Source organism: Georgenia sp. X1117, from assembly GCF_057784635.1.
On sequence record NZ_CM173492.1, the window covers coordinates 2476925 to 2502643 of the forward strand.

Genomic DNA, 25719 nt, shown 5'->3' on the forward strand with positions numbered 1-25719 from the left:
CCGAGCCTGTGACCAGGCGTGACATGGGTGGGCCCCGTGGGATTCGAACCCACAACCAGCGGATTAAAAGTCCGGAGCTCTACCGTTGAGCTAGAGGCCCGCCGGCGCCCGGACGGGCACCCGCGAGGCGTCAGGGTACGTCGGGCACGGCTCCGCCCGTGAACCTGGCCGGACCCGTCAGGTCCAGCGCGGCGTCGAGCCGTTCGAGCATCTCGGGCGTCATCTCCGGCAGGTCGTCCAGCCGGCACCAGCGCGCGTCGGTGTTCTCGTCGTCGGCGGGGTACGGCTCGCCGGAGACCCAGGCGCAGCGGAAGACCAGGTCGACGTACTGGGCCTGGTCGCCGTTGGGGTAGGTGATCGGGCGGGAGGTCGACACCCGGACGAGCCGTCTGGCCCGGGCCCGCACGCCCGTCTCCTCGAGGACCTCGCGCACCGCGGTGTCGGCCACCTCCTCGCCGGGGTCGACGATCCCGGTCACCGGTGTCCAGCGACCGTTGTCGGCGCGGCGCACGAGCAGCACCTCGAGGCCCGCGCCGTCGCCCGAGCTCTCGCGGACGACCACCGCGGTCGTTCCGATCAGCCAGAGCGGCGCGTGCCCGACGTGGCGGCGGAGCTCGACGATGAAGTCCGGCGTCCCCATGGTCCCTCCCTCAGGCGATCTGGACGAGGTGGGCGTGGTCGTCGGCGGGCAGATCGCCGTCGACCGTGGCGCTGACCTGCAGCGTCTGGAACCGGATCCCGGCCCCGTGCGAGGTGAGGAAGGCGTTGTCGGCGGCGTCGCGGCCGGTCGAGATCCGCAGCAGGGTGGCGCGCGGCGCGAGCCGGGTGGCGTCGACGGCGTGCCACCGCCCCTCGTGCCAGGCCTCGGCCACGGCGTGGAAGTCCATCGGGGACAGGCCCGGCGCGTACACCGAGGTCACGCGGGCGGGCACGTCCATGGCGCGCAGCAGCGCCACCACCAGGTGGGCGTAGTCCCGGCACACGCCCTGCCGGGCGAGCATGGTCTCGACGGCGCCGTCGGTCGGGCGCGAGGAGTCCCGCACGTAGGCCAGCGACTCGTGCACCCAGCGCTCGACGGCGACGATGAGGTCCAGGCCCGTCAGCCCACCGAACTGGGAGTGGGCGAACCGGAAGAGCCGGTCGGACTCGGCGTACCGCGAGGGCCGCAGGAAGGCCAGCAGCTCGGCCGGCTCGTCCTCCACGCCGAGGTCCCCGGAGCCGGTGACCCGCGCCCGGTAGTCCAGCGAGAGCGGGGTGCCCAGAGGAGTGTCCTCGTCCAGGTCGGCGATGTGGGTGACGGTCCCGTGGCGCCCGACGAACTCGATGAGGTCGATCTCCTCCTCGCCGAGCCGGCAGGTGAGGGTCTCCTCGATCTCGAGGCCGGGCTGGCGTGCGGTCGAGACGAGGAAGGCCAGGCGGGAGGCGCCTCGTCGGGTGGTCATCTGGAGCTGGGCCGATACGGTGCGCTGCACGCGGGCCAGCGTAGGTGGAACGGCGACGCCGTACGTGACGAGGTCCCCGCGCCCGCCAGGGGGTGTGCGTCCGCGGGGCAGGTACGCGAGAATGGCCCGACCGCCGCCCGGCGCCTGCCGGGCCGGGAAGGAGGTCGACATGAACGGCGCACGACAGCCGCGTCGGCCCGCGATGCTCGACCCCGCCGTGGCCGAGGAGATCGTGGGCGACGAGGACCCGGCCACCCGCTCCGAGCTGGCGCACACCACCGCGCGGCTCATCGTCGACGGCGGCCGCCGCGAGTCCGGCACGGACCCCGACCTGCTCGACCGCCTCATCACGCTCGTGGACTCCCAGGGGCTCGACGCGATCGCCGAGCTGTGGTCGCGCAGCCCCGCCGGCACCCTGCCGGGCGCCCTGTGGCGCCTGTACCTGCTGCGCGAGTGGGTCCGCCGCGACCCCGCCACCGTCTCGGCCCGCTACCGGGAGGGGCTGACCCGCGCGGAGGTCGCCGGCGCCGTCGCGGGTGTCGCGGCACCCAACGGCCCCCAGGAGGTGGTCGGCGTCGTCGACCAGGTCCTGTCCGGGGTGTACGTCGGCGACCTCGCCGTCGCCCTCGACCGTGCCGCCGCCTTCCTCCGCGTGCTCGCCACCGGCTCGGCCATGCACGCGGACTTCGAGGACTCCGACGGCGACGGCACCGACCTCGCCTTCGAGATCACCCGGCGGGCCGGCGGGCTGCTGACCACCGCGGAGGACCTCGAGGCCGCCGCCACCCTCCACGGCAGCGGGCAGCTCGACTGATGGACATCCGCACCCTCGCCCGCCTCGACGCCGGGACGGCCGCGACCGTCCGTGCCCTCGCCGCCGCGGCGCAGGAGTCCGACGGCGTCGCGCCGCTCGACGAGCAGACCCTGCTGCGCCTGGACCCCGACTCCGCCCGCGCCGCCACCCACCTGCTCGTCCCCGACGACGAGGACCGCCTGCTCGCGTACGCCCAGGTCGCGGACGGTTCTGCGGAGCTCGTGGTGCACCCCGGGGCGAGGCGGCGCGGGCTCGGGCGCGCCCTGCTGCGTGCGGTGCGCGCCACCGCGAGCGCGGCCGGCACCGACGACGCCGGCACCACCGACGGAGGCCGGGCCGACGCCGGCACCGCGGACGCAGGCCCGGCCGACGCCGACGCCGATGACGTCGGCACCGACGCAACCTCGCCGCCCGCCGTGTGGGCGCACGGCGACCTCGCGCCGGCCCGCGCGCTGGCCGCCGCCGAGTCACTGACCCGGGTGCGCGAGCTGCTGCGCATGGGCGCCCGCGTCGAGCCCGGCGACATCCCCGCCGACCCGCCGGGCGTGCGGGTGGCGACCTTCGACGTCGGGCGGGACGCGCAGGCCTGGCTGCGGGTCAACGCCCGCGCCTTCGCCACCCACCCCGAGCAGGGTTCGATGACGCGCGCCGATCTCGACGAGCGCATCGCCCAGCCCTGGTTCGACCCCGAGCTCCTCCTGCTCGCGCGCGACGCCGACGCGGCCGAGGACGCCGACCCCGTCGGCTTCATCTGGATGAAGCCCGGGGGCGACGGCGAGGCCGAGCTCTACGTCCTCGGCGTCGACCCCGCCGCCCAGGGCCGCGGGCTCGGCCGCGCGCTCACCAGCCGAGGGCTCGCCGAGGTCGCCGCGCGGGGCCGCACCGCGGTCGACCTCTACGTCGAGGGTGACAACGCACCCGCGGTGGCGACCTACGTCCGGCACGGCTTCGACGTCGTCGAGCGGCACAGCCAGTACCGCTGACCTCCCCGTCCGACCACGCCGCCGGCACACCCGCCGCAGGTGGTTGGATGGCTCCATGAGCACCTCCTCCATGTCCGCCGGCGCCGACGAGCACGCGTCCGACCTGCACGAGGACCCCGAGGACGCCGACGCGCGCGCCGCCCGCGCCCTCGCGCCCGCCAGCACCGAGCCCGGTACGGCGGCGCCGGCCGGCCAGGACGCTGCGACCCCAGCGGGCCCGCCGACCTACCTCATCCAGGGCGCTGACCAGGCCGGGGACCCGGAGGAGGAGCAGACCGACCTGCCCGAGGACCGCTTCGCCGACCGGGAGATCAGCTGGTTGGCCTTCAACCAGCGCGTCCTGGAGCAGGCCGAGGACACCTCGCTGCCGATCCTCGAGCGCGCCTGGTTCCTGGGGATCTTCGCGTCCAACCTCGACGAGTACTTCATGGTCCGCGTCGCCGGCATCAAGCGCCGGCTGAGCACCGGCCTGGCCGTGCCCGGCGCCTCGGGCCTGAGCCCGCGCCAGGTGCTCGAGCGCATCAGCTCAATCGCCCAGGAGCTCATGGCCCGCCACGCCAAGGTGTTCCTCGACGACGTCCAGCCCAAGCTGGCCGAGGAGGGCATCGACATCCTCCACTGGCCCGACCTCGCCGACAGCGAGAAGGAGCGGCTGCACAAGTTCTTCCGCAAGCAGATCTTCCCGGTGCTCACCCCGCTGGCGGTCGACCCGGCGCACCCGTTCCCCTACATCTCCGGGCTGTCCCTCAACCTCGCGGTGCTCGTGCGCAACCCCGAGACCGGCACCGAGCACTTCGCGCGGGTCAAGGTGCCCCAGCTGCTGCCGCGGTTCATCGCCGTCGACGCCGAGGGGCGGCCCTACCGGCCCGAGGACGTCCCGGAGGACGCCGGCGGGCGCACCTCCTACGTGCCGCTCGAGGAGATCATCGCCCAGCACCTCGACGCCCTGTTCCCCGGGATGGAGATCGTCGAGCACCACACCTTCCGGGTCACCCGCAACGAGGATCTCGAGGTCGAGGAGGACGACGCCGAGAACCTCCTCCAGGCCCTGGAGAAGGAGCTCTCACGGCGACGCTTCGGCCCCGCGGTGCGCCTGGAGGTCGAGGAGCACATCTCCGAGCGCGTCCTCGACCTGCTCGCCCGCGAGCTCGGGGTCAACCGCCACGAGATCTACCGGCTGCCGGCCCCGCTGGACCTCACCGGTCTCAACGTCATCCACGACCTGGACCGGCCGCACCTGAAGTACAAGAAGTACGTCCCGGTCACGGCCGCCGGGCTGGCGAAGGTCGAGTCGGCCAACCCCACCGACATCTTCGCCGCCATCCGTGAGCGCGACGTCCTGCTGCATCACCCGTACGACTCCTTCTCCACCTCGGTGCAGCAGTTCCTCCAGCAGGCCGCCGCCGACCCCAAGGTGCTGGCCATCAAGCAGACGCTGTACCGCACCTCGGGCGACTCCCCGATCGTGGACGCGCTCATCGCCGCCGCGGAGGCGGGCAAGCAGGTGCTGGCGATCGTGGAGATCAAGGCCCGGTTCGACGAGCAGGCCAACATCGAGTGGGCCCGCAAGCTCGAGGAGTCGGGCGTCCACGTGGTCTACGGGATCGTCGGCCTCAAGACGCACTGCAAGCTCTCGATGGTCGTGCGCCAGGAGAGCGACGGCCTGCGGCGCTACTGCCACGTCGGCACCGGCAACTACCACCCCAAGACGGCCCGTGGCTACGAGGACCTCGGCCTGTTCACCTGCCACCGCGATGTCGGCCAGGACCTCACCCGGCTGTTCAACCAGCTCTCCGGTTACGCGCCGAGCACGAGCTACCACCGCCTCCTCGTGGCCCCGCGCGACATCCGCCCCGGTCTGCTCGAGGGCATCGAGGGCGAGATCGCCAACCACGAGGCCGGCCGGCCGGCGTGGATCAAGATCAAGGTCAACTCCATCGTCGACGAGCGGCTCATCGACGGCCTGTACCGGGCCAGCCGGGCCGGCGTGCCGGTCGACGTCGTCGTGCGCGGCATCTGCGCGATCAAGGTCGGCCTGCCGGGCACCGGCTCCTCGCTGCGGGTGCGCTCGATCCTCGGGCGCTTCCTCGAGCACTCGCGGATCTTCGCCTTCGCCAACGGCGGTGACCCGCAGGTGTGGATCGGTTCGGCCGACCTCATGCACCGCAACCTCGACCGCCGGGTCGAGGCGCTCATCCGCATCGTCGAGCCCTCGCTGCGCGACCGGCTCATCGAGATCGTCGACCTGGCGGCCTCCGACGACACCGCCTCGTGGCGCCTCGGCCCGGACGGCTGGACCAAGGTCAGTCACGACGCCGACGGCAACCGCCTGCGCGACGTCCAGCAGCACCACATGCGCCAGGCCCGACGTCGGGTCGCCGGGTCGCGATGAGCGCCGCCGGCCCCGCGGTGGTCCGTGCGGCCGGGCTCGTCGTCTGGCGGCAGGAGGGCCGCCGGCTGCAGGTGCTGCTCGTGCACTCGCCGCGCTACGACGAGTGGGGCTTCCCCAAGGGGCACCTCGACCCGCACGAGACGCTCCAGGAGTGCGCCGTGCGCGAGGTGGCCGAGGAGACCGGGGAGATCGCGGTCGTCGGCCAGCCCCTGGGCACGGTCCGCTACCGGCTCCCGGGCGGGCGCCGCAAGCACGTGGCCTACTGGGCGGGCCGGGTGGGCACCCCCGACGGCGCCTGGCGTCGCGTGCGGCGCGTCCCGCCCGCCGCGCACGCCTCGGAGATCGACCGCACCGCGTGGCTGGACGTGCGCGAGGCGGCCGACGCGCTCGCCCACGACCGGGACCGCGAGATCCTCGGCCAGCTCGTCGACCAGTGGAAGGACTCGCGGCTGGACACCTGGACCGTGCTGCTCGTCCGGCACGCCCGCGCGAAGTCACGGAAGTCGTGGCGGGGCGGGGAGGAGACCCGCCCGCTGACCGCCGGCGGGGCCGTCCAGGCGGTGGGCATGGGCTCGCTCTTCTCCGCCTACGGGGTCGAGCACCTGGTCAGCTCGCCGTGGGAGCGCTGCGCGGCCACCGTGCGGCCCTACGCGCAGGTCGGCGACCTCGAGGTCGAGCTGCGCGACGAGCTCACCGAGACCGCCCACGAGAAGCGGCCGCGACCGGTGCGCCGGATCGTCGACACCGCCATCCTGCGCCCCGACCTGCCGACGGCGATCTGCACGCACCGCCCCGTCCTGCCCACCGTCGTCGAGACCCTCCTCGAGCGCGCGCCGCACCGGCTGCGCCGCACGGTGCCCACGAAGGACCCCTTCCTGCGCACCGGCGAGATGCTCGTGGTGCACTGCGCCCCTCGGCCCAAGCACGGCCCCGTCGTCGTCGCGGTCGAGCGCGTCCGGGCCGTCGAGGACGACTAGCTGTTGTGTCCACGCAGGTTGGGTACGAGGTCGGCTGGTGATCTGCCGCCGAGTGCGGTGTGACCGCGGTGGTGATTGTAGGTGTGGAGCCAGTCGGTGAAGCTTCCAGCACGGTCTGACTCGGAGGAGTAGGGCCTGACGTAGGCCCATTCCTCGAGGAGGGTGCGGTTGAACCTCTCCACCTTCCCGTTGGTCTGGGGGCGGTAGGGCCGGGTTCGTTTGTGCGCGATGGTCTCGCCGAGGGCGTTGGCGAAGGTCCGGGAGCGGTAGCAGGCGCCGTTGTCGGTCAGTACCCGCTGGACGGTGACCCCGACCGAGGCGAAGTAGGCGTTGGCACGCTGCCAGAATGCGGCGGCGGTCTCCTTGCGTTCGTCGGTGAGCAGCTCGCTGTAGCCGAGCCGGCTGTGGTCGTCGACGGCGTTGTGGATGTACCAGTAGCCGATCTTGCCGCGCTTGGTGTTCTTCCGTCCGACTGCCCTGCCCAGCACCCTGTGGCCGCCGCCGTCGGGGATCTTGCCGAGCTTCTTGATGTCGACATGGACCAGGTCGCCGGGCGCGTCGTGGACATAGCTGTTGACCTTGCGCCGGGACCACTTGATCCGGACCCCGGTGGCCGGGTCGGTCCAGGCCAGCGGCGGGCAGGCGTAGCGGCGCAGGATCTTGTGCACCGTGGAAACCGCCATCCGCAATCGGTAGGCGATCCGAGCCGGCCCCCAGCGCCGCGAGACCCGCAGCCCGATCACGCGCCGCTCGACACGGGTCGCGGTCCGATGGGGCGAGAGAGCCGGCCGGGAGGATCGATCTACCAAGCCGGCGCGGCCCTCGGCCAGGTACCGATCGGCCCACCTCCTGGCCGTGGTCACCGAGCAGTTCCACCGCTCGGCAGCACGGGCCAGCGTCCATCCCTTGTCAACGACGAGCTGGGCCAGTCGCAACCGACCAGCAGGGGTTAATCGAGCGTTAGCGTGGGACACGAAGGCCTCCGGTTTGTGAGATGCGAATGCTTGGTCGCTTCACACCTCACCCGGAGGTCTTCGTCATCGTCTAGCAGCCACGCCGTACCTAACGTCCGTGGACAGAACACCTAGCCCCGACGCACCTCGACGTGGCGCAGGACGCCCCCGGTCGGCCCGCCGGGGTCGGACGGACCCGTGAGCAGCGCCGCCCGATGCGTCCGGACGGCCGCGGACCACCGGCGTCGGACCAGGTCCAGGACCCGGCGGGGGCGTGAAGCATGACAGTGAGAGGGAACCTTCAAGCGTCCGAATCCATCGCGCAAAGTGTTGGCCCGTGTTGGCATTGTGACTGACGTGACTGGCCGAGTTCACCGAGTGTTCACCTCCGGCGTGATGTCCGTACACCCGCGGTGCCTAACGTCCCCACGTGGTCGGGCTTCCCCCGAGCCGCTCTCCACTTGCAGAGGATGGAATGACCGTGAAGCTTGCTGGTTCCCGCCGCCTGGCCGGCCTGGCCGCCGTCGGCGCTGTCGCGATGACCCTTGCCGCCTGTGGCGGCGACGCCGAGGAGACCCCCGAGGAGGAGACCTCCGAGGAGGAGACCTCCGAGGAGGAGGACACCGAGACGGAGTCCGACGAGACCGGGTCGGACGAGTCCGAGTCCGAGGAGTCCCCCTCCGAGTCCGGTTCGGACGACGCCTCCGCCGGCGGCGGCTCGACCCTCGACATCGACTATGCCGCCCTGTCCGGCACGCTCAACGGCTCCGGCGCCTCGTCGCAGCAGGCCGCCATGCAGGCCTGGCGTGACTCGTTCGCCGAGCTCTCCGACGTCACCGTCAACTACACCTCGACGGGTTCGGGCACGGGCCGCGAGCAGTTCGTCGGCGGTCAGGTCTCCTTCATCGGCACCGACTCCGCCTTCGAGGGCGACGAGCTCGCCGCCGCCGAGGAGCGCTGCTCCAACGGCGACATCGCGGAGCTGCCGCTGTACATCTCCCCGATCGCCGTGGCGTTCAACCTCCCGGGCATCGACTCCCTCAACCTCTCCCCGGAGACCGTCGCCGGCATCTTCAACGGCGACATCACCACCTGGGACGCCGACGAGATCGCCGCGGACAACCCGGACGAGACCCTCCCGCCGACGACGATCATCCCGGTCAACCGCTCGGACGACTCCGGCACGACGGAGAACTTCCAGCAGTGGCTCGCCGAGTCCGGCTCGGGCTGGGAGCACGAGCCCAGCGACGTGTGGCCGGTCAGCGGCACGCAGTCCGGCGACGGCACCTCCGGCGTCGTCCAGCTGACCGAGAGCACCGAGGGTGCGATCACCTACGCCGACGCGTCGCAGATCGGTGACCTCGGCACCGCGGCCATCGGCCTCTCCGACGGCGAGTTCGTCGAGTACTCGGCCGACGCCGCCGCCGCGATCGTCGACGGCTCGCCCGCCGCCGAGACCTCCACGGACACCCAGCTCACCATCGAGCTCACCCGTGACGGCTCGATCGAGGATGCCTACCCGATCGTCCTCGTCTCCTACTCCGTGGCCTGCATGGTCTACGAGGACGAGGCGGAGGCCGCCAACGTGCAGGGCTTCCTCGCCTACATCGCCTCCGAGGAGGGCCAGTCGGCCGCCGAGAGCTTCGGTGTCGCGCCGATCTCGGACGAGCTCCGTGGCACCGTGAACTCGGTCATCGAGCAGATCTCGGCCTCCTGACCGAACCTGTGACCACGTCGACGGTCCGGCCTCCCAGCGGGGCCGGACCGTCGACGCGCCGGGGCCGGGCTCGTACCATCGGGCGCGGACCGTCAGGCGCGTCCGGCCCGCGGGCCGCGCACACCCCCGTCGAGGCGACTGGAGCCAGCCGTGTCAGCAACCCCCACCACCGAGGCGCCGCCCCGCAAGCGTCCGCCCAGGGCGACCTCTCGGCCCGGTGACCGCATCTTCTCCGGCATCTCCTTCGGTGCCGGCGCGATCATCCTCACCATCCTGGGGCTCGTCGCCCTCTTCCTCCTCGCGCAGTCCCTGCCGGCGCTCACGTCCTCGGGCGAGGACGTCGCCAGCGCGGCGCCGTTCACCGACGGCCACGGGTTCTGGGCGTACGCCGGCATCACGATCTTCGGCACGATCCTCGCCTCGATCATCGCGCTGGCGATCGCCGTGCCGTTCGCGATCGGGATCTCGCTGTTCATCTCGCACTACGCGCCGCGTCGCATCGCCTCGGCGCTCGGCTACGTGGTCGACCTGCTCGCCGCGATCCCCTCGGTGGTCTACGGGCTGTGGGGCATGCTCGTGCTCGAGCCCCTCCTGCGGCCGGCGTTCGTGTGGGTCTCGGAGACGCTGAGCCCGATCGTCCACTTCTTCACCGGGCGCCCCGGCGTCGCGAACGAGGGGGAGAACCCCGACGTGTGGTACGGCGGCCTGCCCGGCTTCAGCTGGATGGCCGAGAACGTCTCCTGGTGGCCGCTGACGCACAACCTGTTCGACTTCACGCCGCCCGCCCGCAACATCCTCATGGCCGGCCTCATCCTGTCGATCATGATCCTGCCGATCATCACGTCGCTGTGCCGTGAGGTCTTCCTGCAGACCCCGCGCCTGCAGGAGGAGGCCTCGCTCGCGCTGGGCGCCACCCGCTGGGAGATGATCAAGCAGACCGTCCTGCCGTTCGGCCGCTCCGGCATGGTCTCGGCCTCGATGCTGGGACTCGGACGGGCGCTCGGCGAGACGATGGCGGTGCTCATGGTCCTCTCGCCGGGCCTCGCCGTGAACTTCTGGCTCATGTCCCCGGGGCAGCACACGACGATCGCCTCGCAGATCGCGTCGAGCTTCCCCGAGGCGCACGCCACCCCGGCCGCCGGCATGAGCGTGGCCGGCCAGGACGTCCTCGTGGCGATCGGCCTCATGCTCTTCGTCCTCACGTTCGTCGTGAACTACATCTCGCGGGCCATCGTGGCGCGCTACGCCGAGTTCTCCGGAGCCAACGCATGAGCACGACCGACAGCACCGGCCCCACCCCCGACGACGACCGCGCGCCCGGTACGACCTCCGGGTCCTCGGGCCGCGGCGGGACGGCGCTCGACACCCCGCCCACGCGGTCCTCCCGCGAGTCCGCGATCGTCAGCCACGGCCGCCGCCTGCCGAGGTGGGCGCCGTGGGCGATCCTCGCCTTCGCGGTCGCCGTCGGCCTGTTCTTCGCGTCGCGCACCGAGACCTTCGAGCAGGCCGTCGAGACCGTGCGCTCCCTCGAGGACATCACCGATCCTGCGCAGCTCGAGTCGATGCAGGAGAGCGCGAACCGGCTCGTCATGACGGCGATCCTCACCGTCGGCCTGTACTCGGTGGTCACCTACATGGTCGTCATGACCCTCGTGGCCTACCTGTACGAGGGCCGGCGCTACGGCGGCGACCGGGTCGCCACGACCATCGTCACCGGCGCGTTCGTCGTCGCGGTCCTCCCGCTCCTGTCCCTGCTGTGGACGGCGGCCTCCAACGGCATCGACCAGATCTCGTGGACGTTCCTCACCGAGAACCACCAGGGCGCCTCGGCCGAGGACTCCCAGACCGGTCTCGGGCACGCGATCATCGGCACCCTGTTCGTCACCCTCATCACCGGCCTCATCGCGGTGCCGCTGGGCGTGTTCACGGCGATCTACCTCGTCGAGTACGGCAAGGGGCCCTTCGCCCGGATCGTCACGTTCCTCGTCGACATCATGACGGGCATCCCCTCCATCGTCGCCGGCCTGTTCGCGGTGGCGATGCTGACGATGGTCATGGGCCAGCTCGGCATCGACGGCGCCGCGGGCTACCGCTCCGGCGCGATGGGTGCGGTCGCGCTCGTCGTGCTCATGACCCCGATCGTCGTGCGCAACACCGAGGAGATGCTCCGGCTCGTCCCGAACGAGCTGCGCGAGGCCTCCTACGCCCTCGGCGTGCCGAAGTGGCTGACGATCGTCAAGGTCGTGCTGCGCACCTCGGTCGCCGGCATCATCTCCGGCGTCGTCATCGCCACGGCCCGCGTCATCGGTGAGTCCGCGCCGCTGATGATCACCGCGATGTCCACGGACGTCTACAACCTCAACCCGTTCTCCGGCTACATGATGACCCTGCCGGTGTACGTCTACAACACGTTCCGGATGGGCGAGTACGAGGCGTCCTGGGGCGGCGCGTTCGTCCTCATCGTCATCGTTCTGCTCTTCAACCTCGTGGCCCGGTTCGTGGCCGCGAAGTTCGCACCGAAGGGCGAGAAGTGACCGCCCCCGCCCGCACCACCCGGAGCGCCTGCCGCCCGGTCCCCGACGGAAGGATCTGATCGCGTGTCCAAGCGCATCGAGGTCAAGGACCTCAACATCTACTACGGCTCCTTCAAGGCGGTCGAGGACGTCAACGTGACGATCGAGGCCCGCTCCGTCACCGCCCTCATCGGCCCCTCGGGCTGCGGCAAGTCGACGTTCCTGCGCACGCTCAACCGCATGCACGAGGTCATCCCCGGCGCCTACGTCGACGGCGAGGTGACCATCGACGGCCAGAACCTCTACGGTCCCAGCGTCGACCCGGTGGACGTGCGCGGCATGGTCGGCATGGTCTTCCAGCGGCCCAACCCGTTCCCCACGATGTCCATCGCGGACAACGTGCTCGCGGGCGTCAAGCTCAACAACCGCCGCATCTCCCGCTCCGACGCCGAGGCCCTCGTCGAGCGCTCGCTGCGCGGTGCGAACCTGTGGAACGAGGTCAAGGACCGGCTCGACCGGCCCGGCTCCTCGCTGTCGGGCGGCCAGCAGCAGCGCCTGTGCATCGCCCGCGCCATCGCGGTCAAGCCGCAGGTGCTCCTCATGGACGAGCCGTGCTCCGCGCTCGACCCGATCTCCACGCTCGCGATCGAGGACCTCATCGCCGAGCTCAAGGAGAACTACACGATCGTCATCGTCACGCACAACATGCAGCAGGCGGCGCGCGTGTCGGACAAGACGGGCTTCTTCAACATCCAGGGCACCGGCAAGCCCGGCAAGCTCATCGAGTTCGACGAGACCGAGACGATCTTCCAGAACCCGGCCAACCAGCAGACCTCGGACTACGTCTCGGGCCGCTTCGGCTGATCCGGTCCCCCTGCTCGTACCGACGATGACGGCGCCGCACCCCGCGAGGTGCGGCGCCGTCGTCGTGCCCGGACCGGGGACATGAGAGGGGCCCGGGGGCAGGTGGCTGCCCGCGGGCCCCTCACCCGTGCGGAGAGGGTCAGCTCGCGGAGCCCTCGGCGGAGCCGGTGGTGGGCTCGTCGGTGGTGAGGATGCAGATGCCGTCGCGGTCGTCCGCCTCGTCCCAGGTCTCCTGGGTCGGCGTGAGCAGCTGGACGAAGTACTGGCTCGAGGGGAAGTCCACGCCGACGTAGCTCTCGAAGTTCTCCGCGCAGGCGGCGTCGAGCTCGGTGCCGACCTGCTCGGCGCCCGGGAAGTCGCCGTCGGCGTAGGTGTGGACGTAGTAGACCTCGCCCGTGTGCTCGTCCTCGCAGTCCTCGGTGGGGATCTCCGAGACCGTGCCGCCGGTGGCGTCGGACATGTCGAGGCACTCGCCGACCTCGAAAGTCTGCACCGTGGCGCCGCAGGCGGCGAGGAACGGGACGGCGAGCGCGGCGGCCGCGAGGGCGGCGCCGCGGCGGGCGGTGATGGCACGCATGGGTGGGTCCTTCCGGAAGGGGAGCGAGTTCGCGGGCCGTGAGGCCGGGAGCAGGATATCGGTCGGCCGCACCACCGACGTCCGGTTCCGGCGGGGAGGTCAGCCCCCCTGCAGCACGCCGGCCACGGACCAGGTGATCCCGGCCAACAGCCCGGAGACGACCGCCACCGCCGGCAGGGTGGCCAGCCAGGCGGCGAGCACCCGCACCGTGGTGCCCCAGCGCATCCGGCCCGGGGTGACCAGGCCCGAGCCGAGGAGCGCGGCGCCGATGGTGTGCGTCGTCGAGACCGGCAGTCCCGGCAGCGCGGTGACCAGGCCGAAGGTCGTCACTGCGGCGGTCTGGATCGCGGCCCCCCGCACCACCGAGCGGCCGACCATGAGCTCGCCGAGGGTGGCGATGATGCGCCGCCCGCCCACGGCCACGCCGCCGGCCATGGCCAGGGCGGTGGCCGCGACGGCCCAGGCGGGGACCCGGGTGTCGAGCGGCAGGCCCGTCATCGACCAGGCCAGCGCGAGGACGAGCAGCACCCGCGCGCTGCCGAGGAGACCGAGCAGCGCGGCCGTGGCGGTGGAGGCGAGCGCCTGGAGGACCCGCGCGACGGGCTGAACCTCGCCCGCCTCGGTGCCCATGCCCAGGCGACGCCCGAGCTGGGTGCCGAGGTGGGCCACCACGAGGGCGACGCCGGTGCTGAGGAGCATCGGCACGAGCACCTGCTCGGCGAGCCGGCCCAGGTCCACCTCGGCGTCGGTGGTCCAGGCGGCGCCGACCAGGGCGGCGACCAGGGTGTGCGAGCTGGACACCGGCATCCCGACGCGGGCCATGAGGAGCAGCCAGGCGGTCGCCGAGGCGATGGCGACCAGGAGGACGGCGAGGCCGATGGCGCCGCCGTGCAGCGAGGTCACCCCGCCGTCGGTGGGGCCGACGACCGGCGGGTGCAGCCACCAGCCGGCCACGCCGCCCGCGAGGGCCAGGACGGCCGCGACCCGGGTGGCGGCACGGGGGGTCAGGGCGCGCGTGGTGATCGCGGTGGCCACCGCGTTGGAGGCGTCCTGCACACCGGTCGCGAACGCGAACGTCAGGGCCACCAGGACCGTCCCCGCGAGGAGGAGCTCGGTCACGTCCGGCCGGCTCCCGCGGCGAGGATCCGCATGTCGACCACGCCGGCCGAGCAGGCGGCGGCGACGTCGGCCAGCTCCCCGAGCACCCCCGCCTGGAACGTGGCCAGGAGGCGGTCACCGCTCGTGCTGCTCGCCGCGAGCGCGTGCTGGCGCCGGGTCTCGAGGTCCTCGTGGACGTGCTCGATCTCCCGGGCGATGTCGGACAGGCGGCGGGGCCGGCCGAGCACCCCGGTGGCCACGACGAGCAGCTCGGCGGCCCGCAGGACGTCGTCGGCGCCCCGGGCGACGGCGGTCGGGGTGGGGGCGGTGCGGTCGGCCAGCAGGGTGCGGGCGATGCGCAGGATGCTGTGGACGACGGTGCGTTCGGTGCGCGCGACCCGCTGGAGGTCGGTGCGCTCGAAGGGCAGCACGAGGTCCCCGGCGAGCCGGTCGGTCAGCTCCTCGGCGAGGCGTCCGGCGGAGCGGTGCAGGGTGGCGACGCGCTCCTCGAGGTCGGAGATGTCCGAGGAGGTGGCGCCGACGACCTCGACGAGCAGCCGGGCGGCGTCGACGGTCAGGCGGGCGCTGGTGGCCAGGCTGGGCCCGTCCCCGGACACCACCGACGGGCGGCGCGACAGACGCACGGCTCCTCCAGGTGAACGGGAGATGGCTGACCGATGAACCGGAACAGTAACAGGACCCGCCGGGGTGTCGGCGCAGCTCTCTCGGGTCGTGGCCGCGGGCCCCGGCCGTGGGCACGGGCCCTGGCGGTGCGGCCGGGCGCCGGAGGACCGGCGGTGGGGGAGGTAGGGACGGCGGGCCGGAGAGCGCCTGTCGGCGCGAAGGCCGCTCGTAGCGGCAAATGTTGGAGCCCGGGGCTTTCGCGACCCGCCGTCGGCAACCAACGTACGCCTCCGGGAGCCGGCTGTCACGTCGCGCGGACGTGGCCGATCTCGCGCGTGCTCCGTCCCGTCCGTGCTCGCGCCGTCGGACTACGGCCCGCTGGTCCCGTCGGTCCTTCGGTGGTCGGCCCCGCCGTCGTCGCTCCCGTCGTCGTCGGGCTCGGCGACGACCGCGGTGCGCGGCTCGAACCGGTAGCCCACGTTGCGCACCGTCCCGATGAGGTGGTCGTGCTCGACGCCGAGCTTGGCGCGCAGCCGGCGCACGTGGACGTCGACGGTGCGGGTCCCGCCGAAGTAGTCGTAGCCCCACACCTCCTGGAGCAGCTGGGCGCGGGTGTGCACGCGGCCCGGGTTGGCGGCCAGGTGCCGCAGCAGCTCGAACTCGCGGAAGGTGAGGTCGAGGACGCGCCCGCCCACGCGCGCGGTGTACGCCGACGGGTCGATGACGAGGTCACCGGCCTCGACCGGCGCCTCGGGGTCCGCGTCGTCCCCCTTCGCCGCCCGCGCCCGGTCGAGCAGCATCCGCACGCGGGCGTCGACCTCCGCCGGCCCGGCGCTCTCGAGCACCACGTCCCACGCGCCCCAGCCGGTGGAGACGGCGGCGAAGCCGCCCTCGCCGAGGACGAGCAGGAGGGGGGCGGCGGAGGCCAGCTGGCCGTCGATCCCTGCCGTGCGGCACATCGAGCGGGCGGTGACGAGGTCGAGTCGGCCGTCGACCAGCAGGACGTCGGTCTCGGCGTGGGCGACCAGGGCGCTCGTCGTCATCGGGGCGAGGGTGACCCGGTGGCGCAGGAGGACCAGCGAGGGCAGCACGCGGCCGGCGCCGCCCGGGTCGGCGGTCAGGAGTACGAGCTCGGCCATCGGCTCTCCTTGTCGTCCGGCGGTGCAGTTTATGCGCCGCGGCGGGGTCGGTACGCGCCCCGTCCGCCCCGACCTGGGATGATCGCCGGGTGTCGACCCCGTCCGGCCCCGCCGTCGCGCCCTCCAGGCGCGGCGTCATGCTGCGCGCGGCGCTGACCGCGATCCTCGCCGCGGTGCTCGCGGCGGTCTCGCTGGGACCTCCGCTCGGGGTCGCCGCCGTGGTGCTGGTCTGCGCGCTCGGGCTCGGCGTCGGTCTGCCGCGCCTCCTCGACCTCCCGCACGGCACCGGCGCCGCCTGGTTCCTGTGTGCGGGCGCCCTCGTCACCCCGGTCGTCGTCTGGTTCGGCGGTCTCGACCGGGCGGCGCTGCTGCCGGCCGGTGCGGTCGTCCTCGCCTTCGTCCACCAGATGGTCCGGCGCGACGGGCGCCCGCGGCTGACCGAGTCCGTCGCCGGGGACGTGCTGGGCCTGGTCGTCATGGGTTTCGGCACGGGCTGGTTCATCGTCGCCCGGCAGGCCGAGGGCGAGGAGTGGGTCGCGGCGGGCGCGCTCGCTGTCGTCGTCGGCGCCGTGGCCGCCACCCTGCCGGTGTCCTCGTGGACGGCGGCGCTGCTGGCCTCGGGGGTGGGCGCCGCCGCCGTGGCCGTGGTGACCCGGCTCCTCGACCTCGCCCCCTGGTGGCGGGGCGCCGTGCTGGGCCTGGTCGTCGCCCTGGTGACCGCCGCCCTGAGCCGTACCTCGGCGCGCTCGCCGAGCTCGGCGCGGCTGCGTCCGGCCCTGGCCGCCGCCACGATCCCGGTGCTCGCCTCCGGGGCCGCGGTGGCCGTCGTCGCCCTCGTCGGCCGCTGAGCACGAGCCGGCCGCCCGCGTCGCCGGCACGGGCACCGTCGCCGGCACCACCTGCACCGCCCGCACGGTCACCGCCGTCGACACCGACGACCGCACCGACCCACGGCACCCACTCCCGACCGGAGGCCTCGTGACCGCGCGGCACCCTCGCCTACCCTGGAGGCATGACGTTCTCGTTCCCCGAGGGACTCGCGCCCGAGAACTACCCCATCGCCTGGCTGGTGGGCCGCTGGCATGGCTCCGGCGTCGTCGGCTACGACGGCATCGAGGAGAAGGCCGTCGTCCAGGAGCTCGACGTCGACCACGACGGCGGCCCCTACCTGCGCTGGCAGTCCACCCTGTGGGTCGCCGACCCCGGCCTGTCCGGCCCGGTGGCCAACGAGATGCCCGGGCTCGAGCGCTACTCCCACCTGGTCAAGGCCGAGATCTGGGCTACCGAGACCGGCTACGTCCGCACGGTCCCGCGCGAGGGGCAGACCTCCGGCCCCGCGCCCCAGACCGCCGAGCTCGAGGTGCTCCTGGCCGACCCCGCCGGGCACCTCTCGCTCTACGTCGGCCACGCCCAGCCCGCCCGCATCGAGCTGAGCACCGACGCCGTGGTGCGCTCGCCCAGCGCGGCCGAGCTCTCCGCCGGCTCGTGGATGATCGGCCTGGTCCACTCCGACCTCATGTGGGCGCGCGACATCGCCGCCTTCGGCAAGCCGCTGGCCCCCTACGTCTCGGGCCGCCTGGGGAGGGTCGCATGAGCCTTCCCGGCACGGCGCCCGCCGCGGCGCCCGACCTGAGCGCCTGGACGCCGACCCCCTCCCCGCTGCTCGCCCGCGAGGGCGCCGTCGAGGGCTCCGGCCCCGACGCCGGCGTGCCCCTGCACCTGGGCCGGCCCGTGCACGAGCAGCGGGCCCTCGAGGCCGGCGACGCTGTCGTCGACCTCTCCCAGCTCGGCGTCGTCACCGTCGCCGGCCCGGACCGGCTGACCTGGCTCGACACCCTGTCCAGCCAGTGGGTCCGCGACCTCGCCCCGGGCGCGCCCGCCGAGCTGCTCCTGCTGGACAACCGCGGGCACATCGACTTCGTCGCCGCCCTCGTCGACGACGGCGAGCGTGCCTGGCTGATCGTCGAGGGCGCCGAGGCGGAGAACCTCCGCTTCTTCCTCGACTCGATGCGCTTCATGCGAGACGTCACCGTCGAGCTCCGCGGCGACGTCGCGGTCCTCGGCGCCGTCGCCGACGGGCGCGACCGGCTGCGCTCCACCGACCCGCTCGCCGTCTGGGACGACCCGTGGCCGGTCACCGCCCCCGGCTCGACCGCCTACGGGCCCGCCGACGCCGACCACCCCGGCGCCGCCCTGCCCCGCTCGCTCGCCCTGGTCCCGCGCGACGGTCTCGTCGACGCCGTCGAGCGGGCCCTGGTCCCCGACGGCGACCGGGGCGCCGGGATGCTCGCCGGCACCTGGGCGTGGGAGGCCGTGCGGGTGGCGGCCTACCGGCCCCGCCACGGGCGCGAGGTCGACGACCGCGCCCTGCCGCACGAGCTGGACTGGCTGCGCACCTCGGTGCACCTGAGCAAGGGCTGCTACCGCGGCCAGGAGACCGTCGCCCGCGTCATCAACCTCGGCCGCCCGCCGCGGCGCCTCGTGCTGCTGCACCTCGACGGCAGCGAGCACACCACCCCCGAGGCCGGGGCCGAGGTCGAGCGGGACGGGAAGGTCGTCGGCCGGCTGACCAGCGTGGTCCGCCACGGCACCGACGGACCGATCGCGCTGGCCGTGGTCAAGCGGTCGGTGCCCGTCGACGCCGAGCTCACCGCCGGCGGGGTGGCCGCCGCCCAGGAGGTCGTGGTCGACCCCTCGGGCGTGACCGACGTGCGGCCCGCGCAGCGGCCGGGAGCCGACCTGCCCCGCCTGCGGTGACCCGTGGGCGCCGGGGAGGAGGGCGGGTCCGGGCGCGGCTGGCGCCCCCTGTTCCTGCACGGCCGGACCCGGCTGCGGCAGGGCACCCGGCGGGCCCGCTGGGCCCTGGTGCCCACGCTCGTGGCGGCGGCCGCCGCCGCGCTGGCCTACCTCATCTCCGCCCGCGTCCTCGACCATGCCATGCCGATCTTCGCCCCGACGGCGACCTGGCTGTGCCTGGGCTTCACCTCCGACCGGCAGCTGCGGCGCGTCGCCGAGCTGGGCGTCGGCTGCACCCTGGGGGTCGCCCTCGGTGAGCTCTTCGCCGTGCTCTTCGGCGTCGGTCCGGTGCAGATCTTCGTCGTCCTCGTCGTAGCCACGCTGCTCGCCCGGATCGTCGACCGCGGCGACCTGCTCACCTACCAGGCCGGCGTCCAGGGCATCGTCGTCATCGCCATGCCCACCGGGGCCATGTCCGACGGCGCGCTGGGCCGCTGGAGCGACGCCCTGGTCGGGGCGGCGCTCGCCTTCCTCGTCGCGGCCCTGCTGCCGGACAACGCGATCCGACGCCCCCGACGCCGCGCCCAGGCCGCGCTGACCGACCTGTCCGACCTGCTGCGCGTCCTGGCCGAGGCGCTGCGCCGGGCCGAGCCCGAACGGGCCCGCGACGCCCTGACGCTGGGCCGCGACACCCAGCAGGTCCTCGACACCTGGGAGAAGACGGTCCGCAACGCCCGCCAGGTCATCGCCGTCAACCCCACGATGCGCGGCGACCGGGCCGAGGTCCGGCGCCTGGCGCGGGCCTCGATCCTCGCCGACCGGGCCGTGCGCAACGCCCGGGTGGTGGCGCGCAAGGCGGAGAGCGTCGTCGCCGCCGGGCCCCGGCCCGACCTCGCCCGCACCCTCGACCTGCTCTCGGGCGCCCTGTGGCTGCTCGCCGTCGACCTCGGCCGCGGCGACCGGCCCGACCTGTCGCGCACCCGGATCGCCGAGGCCGCGCACGCCCTGGACCCCGACGACTACGCCGCCGACGGCTGGCCCACCCAGACGCTGGTGTCCGTGCTGCGCTCGCTGGTCGTCGACGTGCTGCAGATCGCCGGGATGTCCGCCTCCGAAGCCCGCGACCAGCTGCCCGACGCCGACGGCAAGGTCGCCGCCTGGGGCGCCGAGGACGAGGACACCTCGGCCGAGGAGGACGACGACGAGGGGAGCGCACCGGCCGGGGGCGCGGGCGCCTGAACCGCCGGGCGGCGTCGTCGGGACCTGATCGGTCCGGGGTCCGTGCGGCGACTACCGTGGAGGCATGTTCGCCGACCTCCAGTCCTTCCTCATGCTCGCGCTGAGCCTGGGGGCCGTCGCCCTGACGGGGTGGGGACTGGTGGACTGCCTCATGCGCAAGGACGCCGCGTACGTCGCGGCCGGCAAGCTCCGGCGTCGGGCGTGGATGATCATCCTCGCCGCCGCCCTGGGCATCTCGATCGTCTCGGTCCCGCCGCCGGTCGGCACGGGCGGGGGAGTGGGCGGCCTGCTGTCCCTGGCCGCCGTCATCGCCGCCGGCGTCTACCTCGCCGACGTGCGCCCCGCCGTGAAGGACGCCTCGCCCCGGCGCCGCGGCGGCCGGGGGCGCGGACGCGGCGGCCGGGGCGGCAGCTGGGACGACCGGCCCCCGACCGCCTGGCGCTCGTGAGGGCCGTGCTCCAGCGCGTCTCGCGCGCAGTCGTGAGCGTGGCCGGCGAGACCGTCGGCGCGATCGACCGGCCCGGGCTGGTCGCGCTCGTGGGGGTCACCCACACCGACGGCGCCGAGCAGGCCGCCCACGTCGCGCGCAAGATCGCCGACCTGCGCATCCTGCGCGAGGAGCGCTCCGTCGCCGACGCGGGCGCCCCCGTCCTCGTCGTCTCGCAGTTCACCCTCTACGGCGCCACGCGCAAGGGACGGCGCCCCTCGTGGACGGCCGCGGCGCCCGGCGCGGTGGCCGAGCCCCTGGTCGAGGCGGTCGTCTCCGGCCTGCGCGAGCGCGGCGTGGAGGTGGCGACCGGGCGCTTCGGCGCCGACATGCAGATCGACCTCACGGCCGACGGGCCCGTGACGGTGCTCGTCGAGTCCGAGGCCTGAGCCGCCGGCGGGCTCACACCCACTGCACGAGCTGCACCACCAGGCCGTTCGGGTCGCGGTACTGGACGAACCGCTCCCCCCAGGGCTCCGTCTCGGGCGCCGTGACGACCTCGACGCCGCGGTCGAGGAGCTGTGCGTGCCAGCCGTCGAGGTCGTCGGTCTCCAGCACGATCAGCAGCCCCTCGCGCGCACTGCCGGCGATGTCGGCGGGGGTGAAGGTCTCCAGCCCGGTCCGCAGGAGGACGAGGTTGGAACCCCCGGCGGGATGGGCGAGCGAGACGACGCCGTCGTGCTCCATGGCCCTCTCGTACCCGAAGTGCTCGGTGAGGAAGGCGGCGGAGGCCGTCGGGTCCGGGACGTTGAGCGAGAGGGCGAATCCGGTGGGTGTGAACGTCATGGGTGCTCCTTCGTGGGGATCGGTGGCTTCGGGCGTGGGCGCCGCAGGGCGATACCGTACGGCGTACCGATAGAGCATGACAGTACGATGTACGGAATGCAAGCCCCCGACGACGGACGGAACGGACACGTGCGCACGATCGATCTCCTCTGGCGCGCCGAGCAGCCGCTGCCGGCCCGGCCAGGTCGGCGCCCGCGGATCGGCGTCGACGACGTGGTCGCGGCGGGCGTCGCGGAGGCCGACGAGCACGGGCTCGACGGCTTCTCCCTGCGGGGCGTGGCGAAGCGGCTCGGCGTCGGCGTGATGACGCTCTACGGGCACGTGTCCGACCGCGCGCAGCTCGTCGAGCTCATGGTCGACGACTGCCGCGCGCGGTGCGCCCGCGCCCCGCTCGCCGGTTCCTGGCGCGAGATGCTCGAGCAGGTCGCGGACGAGAATCTCGCGCTGATGACGGAGCACCCGTGGCTCGCGCACGTCGAGAGCGAGCGGGCGGTGCTGGGGCCCGGGACGATCGGCGCGTACGAGCACGAGCTCGGCGCGCTCGAGCCCCTCGGCCTCGACGACGTCGCGCGCGACCGGGCGCTCGCCCTCGTCCTCGGGCACGTCCGCGGCGCGGCGCGGGCGATGGCGGCGGCGCGGCTCGAGACCGCCGAGGAGTCGACGGCCGAGTGGTGGGAGCGGGAGGGGGCCCGGCTCGCGGAGCTGGGGCTGGACGAGCGGTTCCCGCTCGCCTCCCGCGTGGGGGCGGCGGCCGGTCAGGCGCAGGGCGCCGCCGCCGATGCGCGCAGCTCCTACCGGTTCGGGCTCGCCGTCATCCTCGACGGCCTGGCCGTGCAGGCCGGGCGCACGCCCTGACCGACCTGGACGGGGTCCGCCGTCGCTCGGTCACGGGCTGCCGAAGTAGTTGCGGGCCTCGTCCAGGAGCCGGTCGAGGATGCCCGGCTCGGCGTCATCGTTGCCGTTGCCGTTGCCGTTGCTGTTGCCGTTGCCGTTGCCGCGACGCTCGTCGTCGCCCCCGCGCCGGTCGTCACGGTCCCCGCCACGGTCGCGGTCGTCCCCGCGCCGGTCGTCGCCCCCGCCCCCGCGGTCCTCGTCGGGGGTAGTGGTCGCGTCCTCGTCGTCGCCGATGCCGAACAGGTCGCGCAGCGAGTCGATCGGGTCGCTCAGGTGCCGCTCGGCCTCCGCCTCGGCGCGGTCGCGCAGCTCCTCGGCCTGCCGGTCGGCCTCCTCGCGCAGGCGGTCGGCCTCGGCCAGGGCGGTGTCGGTGAGGTCGCGCAGCCCGGTCCCCGACTCCTCCTCGGGGGCCTCGCTCGGCTCCTCGGTGGGGGTGGGTCCGTCGTCGTCGGGGGTCTCCTCCTCCGGGTCCCCGGTGCCCGCCGAGGGCGCCTCGGAGAACCCCGGGTCCTCGGTGGCACCCTCGTCGGACCCGGCCGCCGGCCACAGGATGATCGTCAGCGTGAGGGTGCCCACCAGGGCAGCCGTGACGAGGGCGACGAGGGCGAGAACCCCGCGCCCGAGCGGCTTCTCCTCGGTCGGCATGGTCCTATCGTCGGCCTCCGGGCACCGCCCGGCAAGGCTCGGGGGCGGGGCGAGGTCCCCGCCGACCCGGGCCGCTCACGCCCGTGGCGAACACGGGCAGGAACCCCACCCCGGCGCGGTTAGTCTCGTCGAACGCCCGCACCGGGTCGTCACGCGACCCGTGCGGCGACCGCACCACACCCAGGGAGTGCCCATGTTCGAACGGTTCACGGACCGCGCACGTCGCGTCGTCGTCCTCGCGCAGGAGGAGGCGAGGATGCTCAACCACAACTACATCGGTACCGAGCACATCCTCCTCGGGCTCATCCACGAGGGGGAGGGCGTCGCGGCCAAGGCTCTCGAGGCGATCGACATCTCGCTCGAGGCCGTGCGCGCACAGGTCACCGAGATCATCGGCGAGGGGCAGCAGGCGCCGTCCGGCCACATCCCCTTCACGCCGCGCGCCAAGAAGGTCCTCGAGCTCTCGCTGCGCGAGGCCCTCCAGCTCGGCCACAACTACATCGGCACCGAGCACATCCTGCTCGGCCTCATCCGCGAGGGCGAGGGCGTCGCCGCCCAGGTGCTGACCAAGCTCGGCGCCGACCTCAACCGGGTGCGCCAGCAGGTCATCCAGCTGCTCTCGGGCTACCAGGGCAAGGAGGCCGTCGCCGCCGGCGGTCCCGCCGAGGGGCAGCCCTCCGGGTCGGCCGTGCTCGACCAGTTCGGGCGCAACCTCACACAGGCCGCCCGCGAGAGCCGTCTCGACCCGGTCATCGGGCGCGAGCAGCAGATCGAGCGCGTCATGCAGGTCCTCTCGCGCCGCACCAAGAACAACCCGGTCCTCATCGGCGAGCCCGGCGTCGGCAAGACGGCCGTCGTCGAGGGACTGGCGCAGGACATCGTCAAGGGCGACGTCCCCGAGACGCTCAAGGACAAGCAGCTCTACACGCTCGACCTCGGGTCCCTCGTGGCCGGCTCGCGCTACCGCGGTGACTTCGAGGAGCGCCTGAAGAAGGTGCTCAAGGAGATCCGCACGCGCGGGGACATCATCCTGTTCATCGACGAGATCCACACGCTCGTCGGTGCCGGTGCCGCCGAGGGCGCGATCGACGCCGCCTCGATCCTCAAGCCGATGCTCGCCCGCGGTGAGCTCCAGACCATCGGTGCGACGACGGTCGACGAGTACCGCAAGCACATCGAGAAGGACGCCGCCCTCGAGCGCCGCTTCCAGCCGATCCAGGTCCCCGAGCCGTCGGTGCCGCACGCCGTCGAGATCCTCAAGGGGCTGCGCGACCGGTACGAGGCCCACCACCGGGTCTCCATCACCGACGCCGCCCTCCAGGCCGCGGTCTCGCTGGCCGACCGCTACGTCTCCGACCGGCACCTGCCGGACAAGGCGATCGACCTGGTCGACGAGGCGGGTGCCCGGCTGCGCATCCGTCGGATGACCGCGCCGCCGGAGCTGCGCGAGCTCGACGAGCAGATCGAGGAGGTCCGGCGCGAGAAGGAGTCCGCGATCGACGACCAGGACTTCGAGAAGGCCGCCTCCCTGCGCGACGACGAGCGCGTGCTCACCGAGCGCCGCCAGGAGCGCGAGAAGGCCTGGCGCGAGGGCGACCTCGACGAGGTCTCCGAGGTCGACGAGGAGCTCATCGCCGAGGTGCTGGCGATGTCGACCGGCATCCCGGTCGTCAAGCTCACCGAGCAGGAGTCCAAGAAGCTGCTCCACATGGAGGACGAGCTGCACAAGCGCGTCATCGGCCAGGACGAGGCCATCGCCACGCTCTCGCAGGCGATCCGCCGCACCCGCTCCGGGCTCAAGGACCCGCGGCGCCCCGGCGGCTCGTTCATCTTCGCCGGCCCCACCGGCGTCGGGAAGACCGAGCTGGCCAAGGCGCTCGCCGAGTTCCTCTTCGGCGACGAGGACGCCCTCATCACCCTCGACATGTCGGAGTACTCCGAGAAGCACACGGTCTCGCGGCTGTTCGGTGCGCCCCCGGGGTACGTCGGCTACGAGGAGGGTGGCCAGCTGACCGAGAAGGTCCGGCGTCGGCCGTTCTCCGTGGTGCTGTTCGACGAGGTCGAGAAGGCCCACCAGGACCTGTTCAACTCGCTGTTGCAGATCCTGGAGGACGGTCGCCTCACCGACAGCCAGGGCCGCGTCGTCGACTTCAAGAACACGATCATCATCATGACGACGAACCTCGGCACGAAGGACATCGCCAAGGGGCTGCAGACCGGCTTCCAGGCGTCCGGCGACCTGTCGACGTCCTACGAGCGGATGAAGACCAAGGTCAACGACGAGCTCAAGCAGCACTTCCGGCCGGAGTTCCTCAACCGTGTCGACGACACGATCGTCTTCCCGCAGCTCTCGCAGGACGAGATCGTCCAGATCGTCGACCTCATGATCGCCCGGCTGGACGAGCGCCTGCGCGACCAGGAGATGACGATCGAGCTGACCGAGGCGGCCAAGAAGCTGCTCGCCGAGCGCGGGTACGACCCGGTCCTCGGTGCGCGGCCGCTGCGCCGCGCGATCCAGCGGGACATCGAGGACGTGCTGTCCGAGAAGATCCTGTTCGGCGAGGTCACCGGCGGCCAGGTCATCAAGGTCGACGCCACCGGCGAGGGCATCCTCGGCGAGCTGACCTTCGAGTTCGTCGACCACGACGGCCCCATCGACAAGGTGGAGCGTCCCGAGGCGGAGCGGCTGGCCACGGCCGGTCGCGCGCTGCCGGCGGCGACGCCGGTCGGGGGCGCGGGCGGCTCGGGCCAGATGCAGCCCGGGAGCTGACGCCCGCGGGGCAGTGACGAACGGCCGGGGGCCGGCGATGGGATCCATCGCCGGCCCCCGGCCGTTCGT

General features: G+C 73.3%; 25 protein-coding genes and 1 tRNA gene. 16 read left to right on the forward strand and 10 right to left on the reverse strand.

Annotation, left to right across the window (positions count from 1 at the left end):
- Window positions 1–28: 28 nt before the first annotated feature.
- The 3 genes from AC3D3D_RS11410 to AC3D3D_RS11420 all read right to left on the reverse strand — a co-directional run bounded on the left by AC3D3D_RS11410 (window position 29) and on the right by AC3D3D_RS11420 (window position 1472).
- Window positions 29–100 (reverse strand) — tRNA-Lys (locus tag AC3D3D_RS11410).
- A 30-nt stretch (window positions 101–130) separates the two neighbouring features.
- Window positions 131–640 carry an NUDIX hydrolase gene (locus AC3D3D_RS11415; protein WP_463663108.1) on the reverse strand — a complete coding sequence of 170 codons (510 nt, stop codon included), beginning with the start codon at window positions 638–640 and terminating at the stop codon, window positions 131–133.
- A 10-nt stretch (window positions 641–650) separates the two neighbouring features.
- Window positions 651–1472, reverse strand: a complete 822-nt coding sequence (locus AC3D3D_RS11420) for a transglutaminase-like domain-containing protein (protein ID WP_463663109.1) — start codon at window positions 1470–1472, stop codon at window positions 651–653.
- A 139-nt stretch (window positions 1473–1611) separates the two neighbouring features.
- Between AC3D3D_RS11420 and AC3D3D_RS11425 the strand changes: the two genes are divergently transcribed.
- From AC3D3D_RS11425 to AC3D3D_RS11440, 4 genes are read left to right on the forward strand one after another with little or no spacing between them, the layout of a single operon-like run.
- Window positions 1612–2256: a hypothetical protein gene (locus AC3D3D_RS11425; protein ID WP_463663110.1), complete on the forward strand. Its 645-nt coding sequence runs from the start codon at window positions 1612–1614 to the stop codon at window positions 2254–2256.
- On the forward strand, window positions 2256–3239 hold the full coding sequence (gene mshD / locus AC3D3D_RS11430) for a mycothiol synthase (RefSeq protein ID WP_463663111.1): 984 nt from the start codon (window positions 2256–2258) through the stop codon (window positions 3237–3239). Before AC3D3D_RS11425 ends, mshD begins: the two co-directional genes overlap by 1 nt.
- Window positions 3240–3294: 55 nt before the next feature.
- Complete coding sequence (locus tag AC3D3D_RS11435) at window positions 3295–5631, forward strand: RNA degradosome polyphosphate kinase (RefSeq protein ID WP_463663112.1); 2337 nt, start codon at window positions 3295–3297, stop codon at window positions 5629–5631.
- Complete coding sequence (locus AC3D3D_RS11440; protein WP_463663113.1) at window positions 5628–6608, forward strand: NUDIX hydrolase; 981 nt, start codon at window positions 5628–5630, stop codon at window positions 6606–6608. The genes AC3D3D_RS11435 and AC3D3D_RS11440 overlap by 4 nt, the downstream gene beginning before the upstream one ends.
- Here the strand turns inward: AC3D3D_RS11440 and AC3D3D_RS11445 are convergent.
- Complete coding sequence (locus tag AC3D3D_RS11445) at window positions 6605–7582, reverse strand: IS481 family transposase (protein WP_488512024.1); 978 nt, start codon at window positions 7580–7582, stop codon at window positions 6605–6607. The two genes, AC3D3D_RS11440 and AC3D3D_RS11445, sit on opposite strands and share 4 nt — an antisense overlap.
- A 454-nt stretch (window positions 7583–8036) precedes the next feature.
- Between AC3D3D_RS11445 and pstS the strand changes: the two genes are divergently transcribed.
- The 4 genes from pstS (at window position 8037) to pstB (ending at window position 12655) form a co-directional block, all read left to right on the forward strand.
- A complete protein-coding gene (gene pstS / locus AC3D3D_RS11450) occupies window positions 8037–9278 on the forward strand; it encodes a phosphate ABC transporter substrate-binding protein PstS (RefSeq protein WP_463661858.1) in 1242 nt (413 codons plus the stop codon).
- A gap of 150 nt (window positions 9279–9428) precedes the next feature.
- Window positions 9429–10550: a PstC family ABC transporter permease gene (locus AC3D3D_RS11455; protein WP_463661857.1), complete on the forward strand. Its 1122-nt coding sequence runs from the start codon at window positions 9429–9431 to the stop codon at window positions 10548–10550.
- Window positions 10547–11812, forward strand: coding sequence for a phosphate ABC transporter permease PstA (gene pstA / locus AC3D3D_RS11460; RefSeq protein ID WP_463661856.1), 1266 nt, complete (start codon window positions 10547–10549; stop codon window positions 11810–11812). The genes AC3D3D_RS11455 and pstA overlap by 4 nt, the downstream gene beginning before the upstream one ends.
- Before the next feature lie 63 nt (window positions 11813–11875).
- Window positions 11876–12655, forward strand: coding sequence for a phosphate ABC transporter ATP-binding protein PstB (gene pstB, locus AC3D3D_RS11465; RefSeq protein WP_463661855.1), 780 nt, complete (start codon window positions 11876–11878; stop codon window positions 12653–12655).
- 139 nt (window positions 12656–12794) lie between these two features.
- Here pstB and AC3D3D_RS11470 read toward each other — a convergent pair whose 3' ends face one another.
- The 4 genes from AC3D3D_RS11470 to AC3D3D_RS11485 all read right to left on the reverse strand — a co-directional run bounded on the left by AC3D3D_RS11470 (window position 12795) and on the right by AC3D3D_RS11485 (window position 16093).
- On the reverse strand, window positions 12795–13232 hold the full coding sequence (locus AC3D3D_RS11470; protein ID WP_463661854.1) for a septum formation family protein: 438 nt from the start codon (window positions 13230–13232) through the stop codon (window positions 12795–12797).
- A gap of 99 nt (window positions 13233–13331) precedes the next feature.
- Window positions 13332–14351, reverse strand: a complete 1020-nt coding sequence (locus AC3D3D_RS11475) for an inorganic phosphate transporter (protein ID WP_463661853.1) — start codon at window positions 14349–14351, stop codon at window positions 13332–13334.
- The gene (locus AC3D3D_RS11480) at window positions 14348–14974 is read right to left on the reverse strand and encodes a hypothetical protein (RefSeq protein ID WP_463661852.1); all 627 of its coding nucleotides are present in this window, start codon (window positions 14972–14974) and stop codon (window positions 14348–14350) included. Before AC3D3D_RS11480 ends, AC3D3D_RS11475 begins: the two co-directional genes overlap by 4 nt.
- Window positions 14975–15322: 348 nt before the next feature.
- Entirely contained in the window at window positions 15323–16093 is a 771-nt protein-coding gene (locus AC3D3D_RS11485; protein WP_463661851.1) for a winged helix-turn-helix domain-containing protein, read from the reverse strand.
- A gap of 89 nt (window positions 16094–16182) precedes the next feature.
- Here AC3D3D_RS11485 and AC3D3D_RS11490 point away from each other — a divergent pair, with 89 nt between their 5' ends.
- The 6 genes from AC3D3D_RS11490 to dtd all read left to right on the forward strand — a co-directional run bounded on the left by AC3D3D_RS11490 (window position 16183) and on the right by dtd (window position 20944).
- Window positions 16183–16941: a hypothetical protein gene (locus AC3D3D_RS11490; RefSeq protein ID WP_463661850.1), complete on the forward strand. Its 759-nt coding sequence runs from the start codon at window positions 16183–16185 to the stop codon at window positions 16939–16941.
- Window positions 16942–17105: 164 nt separating this feature from the next.
- Window positions 17106–17687: a heme-binding beta-barrel domain-containing protein gene (locus AC3D3D_RS11495; RefSeq protein ID WP_463661849.1), complete on the forward strand. Its 582-nt coding sequence runs from the start codon at window positions 17106–17108 to the stop codon at window positions 17685–17687.
- The gene (gene ygfZ, locus AC3D3D_RS11500; protein ID WP_463661848.1) at window positions 17684–18850 is read left to right on the forward strand and encodes a CAF17-like 4Fe-4S cluster assembly/insertion protein YgfZ; all 1167 of its coding nucleotides are present in this window, start codon (window positions 17684–17686) and stop codon (window positions 18848–18850) included. The genes AC3D3D_RS11495 and ygfZ overlap by 4 nt, the downstream gene beginning before the upstream one ends.
- A gap of 3 nt (window positions 18851–18853) precedes the next feature.
- Window positions 18854–20068 (forward strand): FUSC family protein, encoded by a 1215-nt coding sequence (locus AC3D3D_RS11505; protein ID WP_463661847.1) that lies wholly within the window; start codon window positions 18854–18856, stop codon window positions 20066–20068.
- 64 nt (window positions 20069–20132) lie between these two features.
- Window positions 20133–20516, forward strand: coding sequence for a DUF2516 family protein (locus AC3D3D_RS11510; RefSeq protein ID WP_463661846.1), 384 nt, complete (start codon window positions 20133–20135; stop codon window positions 20514–20516).
- Window positions 20513–20944, forward strand: coding sequence for a D-aminoacyl-tRNA deacylase (gene dtd, locus AC3D3D_RS11515; RefSeq protein WP_463661845.1), 432 nt, complete (start codon window positions 20513–20515; stop codon window positions 20942–20944). The genes AC3D3D_RS11510 and dtd overlap by 4 nt, the downstream gene beginning before the upstream one ends.
- 13 nt (window positions 20945–20957) lie before the next feature.
- On the opposite strand, the gene AC3D3D_RS11520 is transcribed toward dtd, so the two are convergent.
- Window positions 20958–21341 carry a VOC family protein gene (locus AC3D3D_RS11520; RefSeq protein ID WP_463661844.1) on the reverse strand — a complete coding sequence of 128 codons (384 nt, stop codon included), beginning with the start codon at window positions 21339–21341 and terminating at the stop codon, window positions 20958–20960.
- A 96-nt stretch (window positions 21342–21437) separates the two neighbouring features.
- Between AC3D3D_RS11520 and AC3D3D_RS11525 the strand changes: the two genes are divergently transcribed.
- A complete protein-coding gene (locus AC3D3D_RS11525) occupies window positions 21438–22196 on the forward strand; it encodes a TetR/AcrR family transcriptional regulator (protein ID WP_463661843.1) in 759 nt (252 codons plus the stop codon).
- Window positions 22197–22226: 30 nt separating this feature from the next.
- Here AC3D3D_RS11525 and AC3D3D_RS11530 read toward each other — a convergent pair whose 3' ends face one another.
- Window positions 22227–22880 (reverse strand): V-type ATP synthase subunit E family protein, encoded by a 654-nt coding sequence (locus AC3D3D_RS11530; protein ID WP_463661842.1) that lies wholly within the window; start codon window positions 22878–22880, stop codon window positions 22227–22229.
- 193 nt (window positions 22881–23073) lie between these two features.
- Here AC3D3D_RS11530 and AC3D3D_RS11535 point away from each other — a divergent pair, with 193 nt between their 5' ends.
- Window positions 23074–25650: an ATP-dependent Clp protease ATP-binding subunit gene (locus AC3D3D_RS11535; RefSeq protein WP_463661841.1), complete on the forward strand. Its 2577-nt coding sequence runs from the start codon at window positions 23074–23076 to the stop codon at window positions 25648–25650.
- The last annotated feature ends 69 nt before the right edge of the window (window positions 25651–25719 follow it).

Coding starts and splice junctions, on each gene's coding strand:
- AC3D3D_RS11415 (WP_463663108.1), bottom strand. CDS start 640: ATGGGGACGCCGGACTTCATCGTCGAGCTCCGCCGCCACGTCGGGCAC.
- AC3D3D_RS11425 (WP_463663110.1), top strand. CDS start 1,612: ATGAACGGCGCACGACAGCCGCGTCGGCCCGCGATGCTCGACCCCGCC.
- mshD (WP_463663111.1), top strand. CDS start 2,256: ATGGACATCCGCACCCTCGCCCGCCTCGACGCCGGGACGGCCGCGACC.
- AC3D3D_RS11435 (WP_463663112.1), top strand. CDS start 3,295: ATGAGCACCTCCTCCATGTCCGCCGGCGCCGACGAGCACGCGTCCGAC.
- AC3D3D_RS11440 (WP_463663113.1), top strand. CDS start 5,628: ATGAGCGCCGCCGGCCCCGCGGTGGTCCGTGCGGCCGGGCTCGTCGTC.
- pstS (WP_463661858.1), top strand. CDS start 8,037: ATGACCGTGAAGCTTGCTGGTTCCCGCCGCCTGGCCGGCCTGGCCGCC.
- pstA (WP_463661856.1), top strand. CDS start 10,547: ATGAGCACGACCGACAGCACCGGCCCCACCCCCGACGACGACCGCGCG.
- AC3D3D_RS11470 (WP_463661854.1), bottom strand. CDS start 13,232: ATGCGTGCCATCACCGCCCGCCGCGGCGCCGCCCTCGCGGCCGCCGCG.
- AC3D3D_RS11485 (WP_463661851.1), bottom strand. CDS start 16,093: ATGGCCGAGCTCGTACTCCTGACCGCCGACCCGGGCGGCGCCGGCCGC.
- AC3D3D_RS11495 (WP_463661849.1), top strand. CDS start 17,106: ATGACGTTCTCGTTCCCCGAGGGACTCGCGCCCGAGAACTACCCCATC.
- ygfZ (WP_463661848.1), top strand. CDS start 17,684: ATGAGCCTTCCCGGCACGGCGCCCGCCGCGGCGCCCGACCTGAGCGCC.
- AC3D3D_RS11510 (WP_463661846.1), top strand. CDS start 20,133: ATGTTCGCCGACCTCCAGTCCTTCCTCATGCTCGCGCTGAGCCTGGGG.
- AC3D3D_RS11520 (WP_463661844.1), bottom strand. CDS start 21,341: ATGACGTTCACACCCACCGGATTCGCCCTCTCGCTCAACGTCCCGGAC.
- AC3D3D_RS11525 (WP_463661843.1), top strand. CDS start 21,438: ATGCAAGCCCCCGACGACGGACGGAACGGACACGTGCGCACGATCGAT.
- AC3D3D_RS11530 (WP_463661842.1), bottom strand. CDS start 22,880: ATGCCGACCGAGGAGAAGCCGCTCGGGCGCGGGGTTCTCGCCCTCGTC.
- AC3D3D_RS11535 (WP_463661841.1), top strand. CDS start 23,074: ATGTTCGAACGGTTCACGGACCGCGCACGTCGCGTCGTCGTCCTCGCG.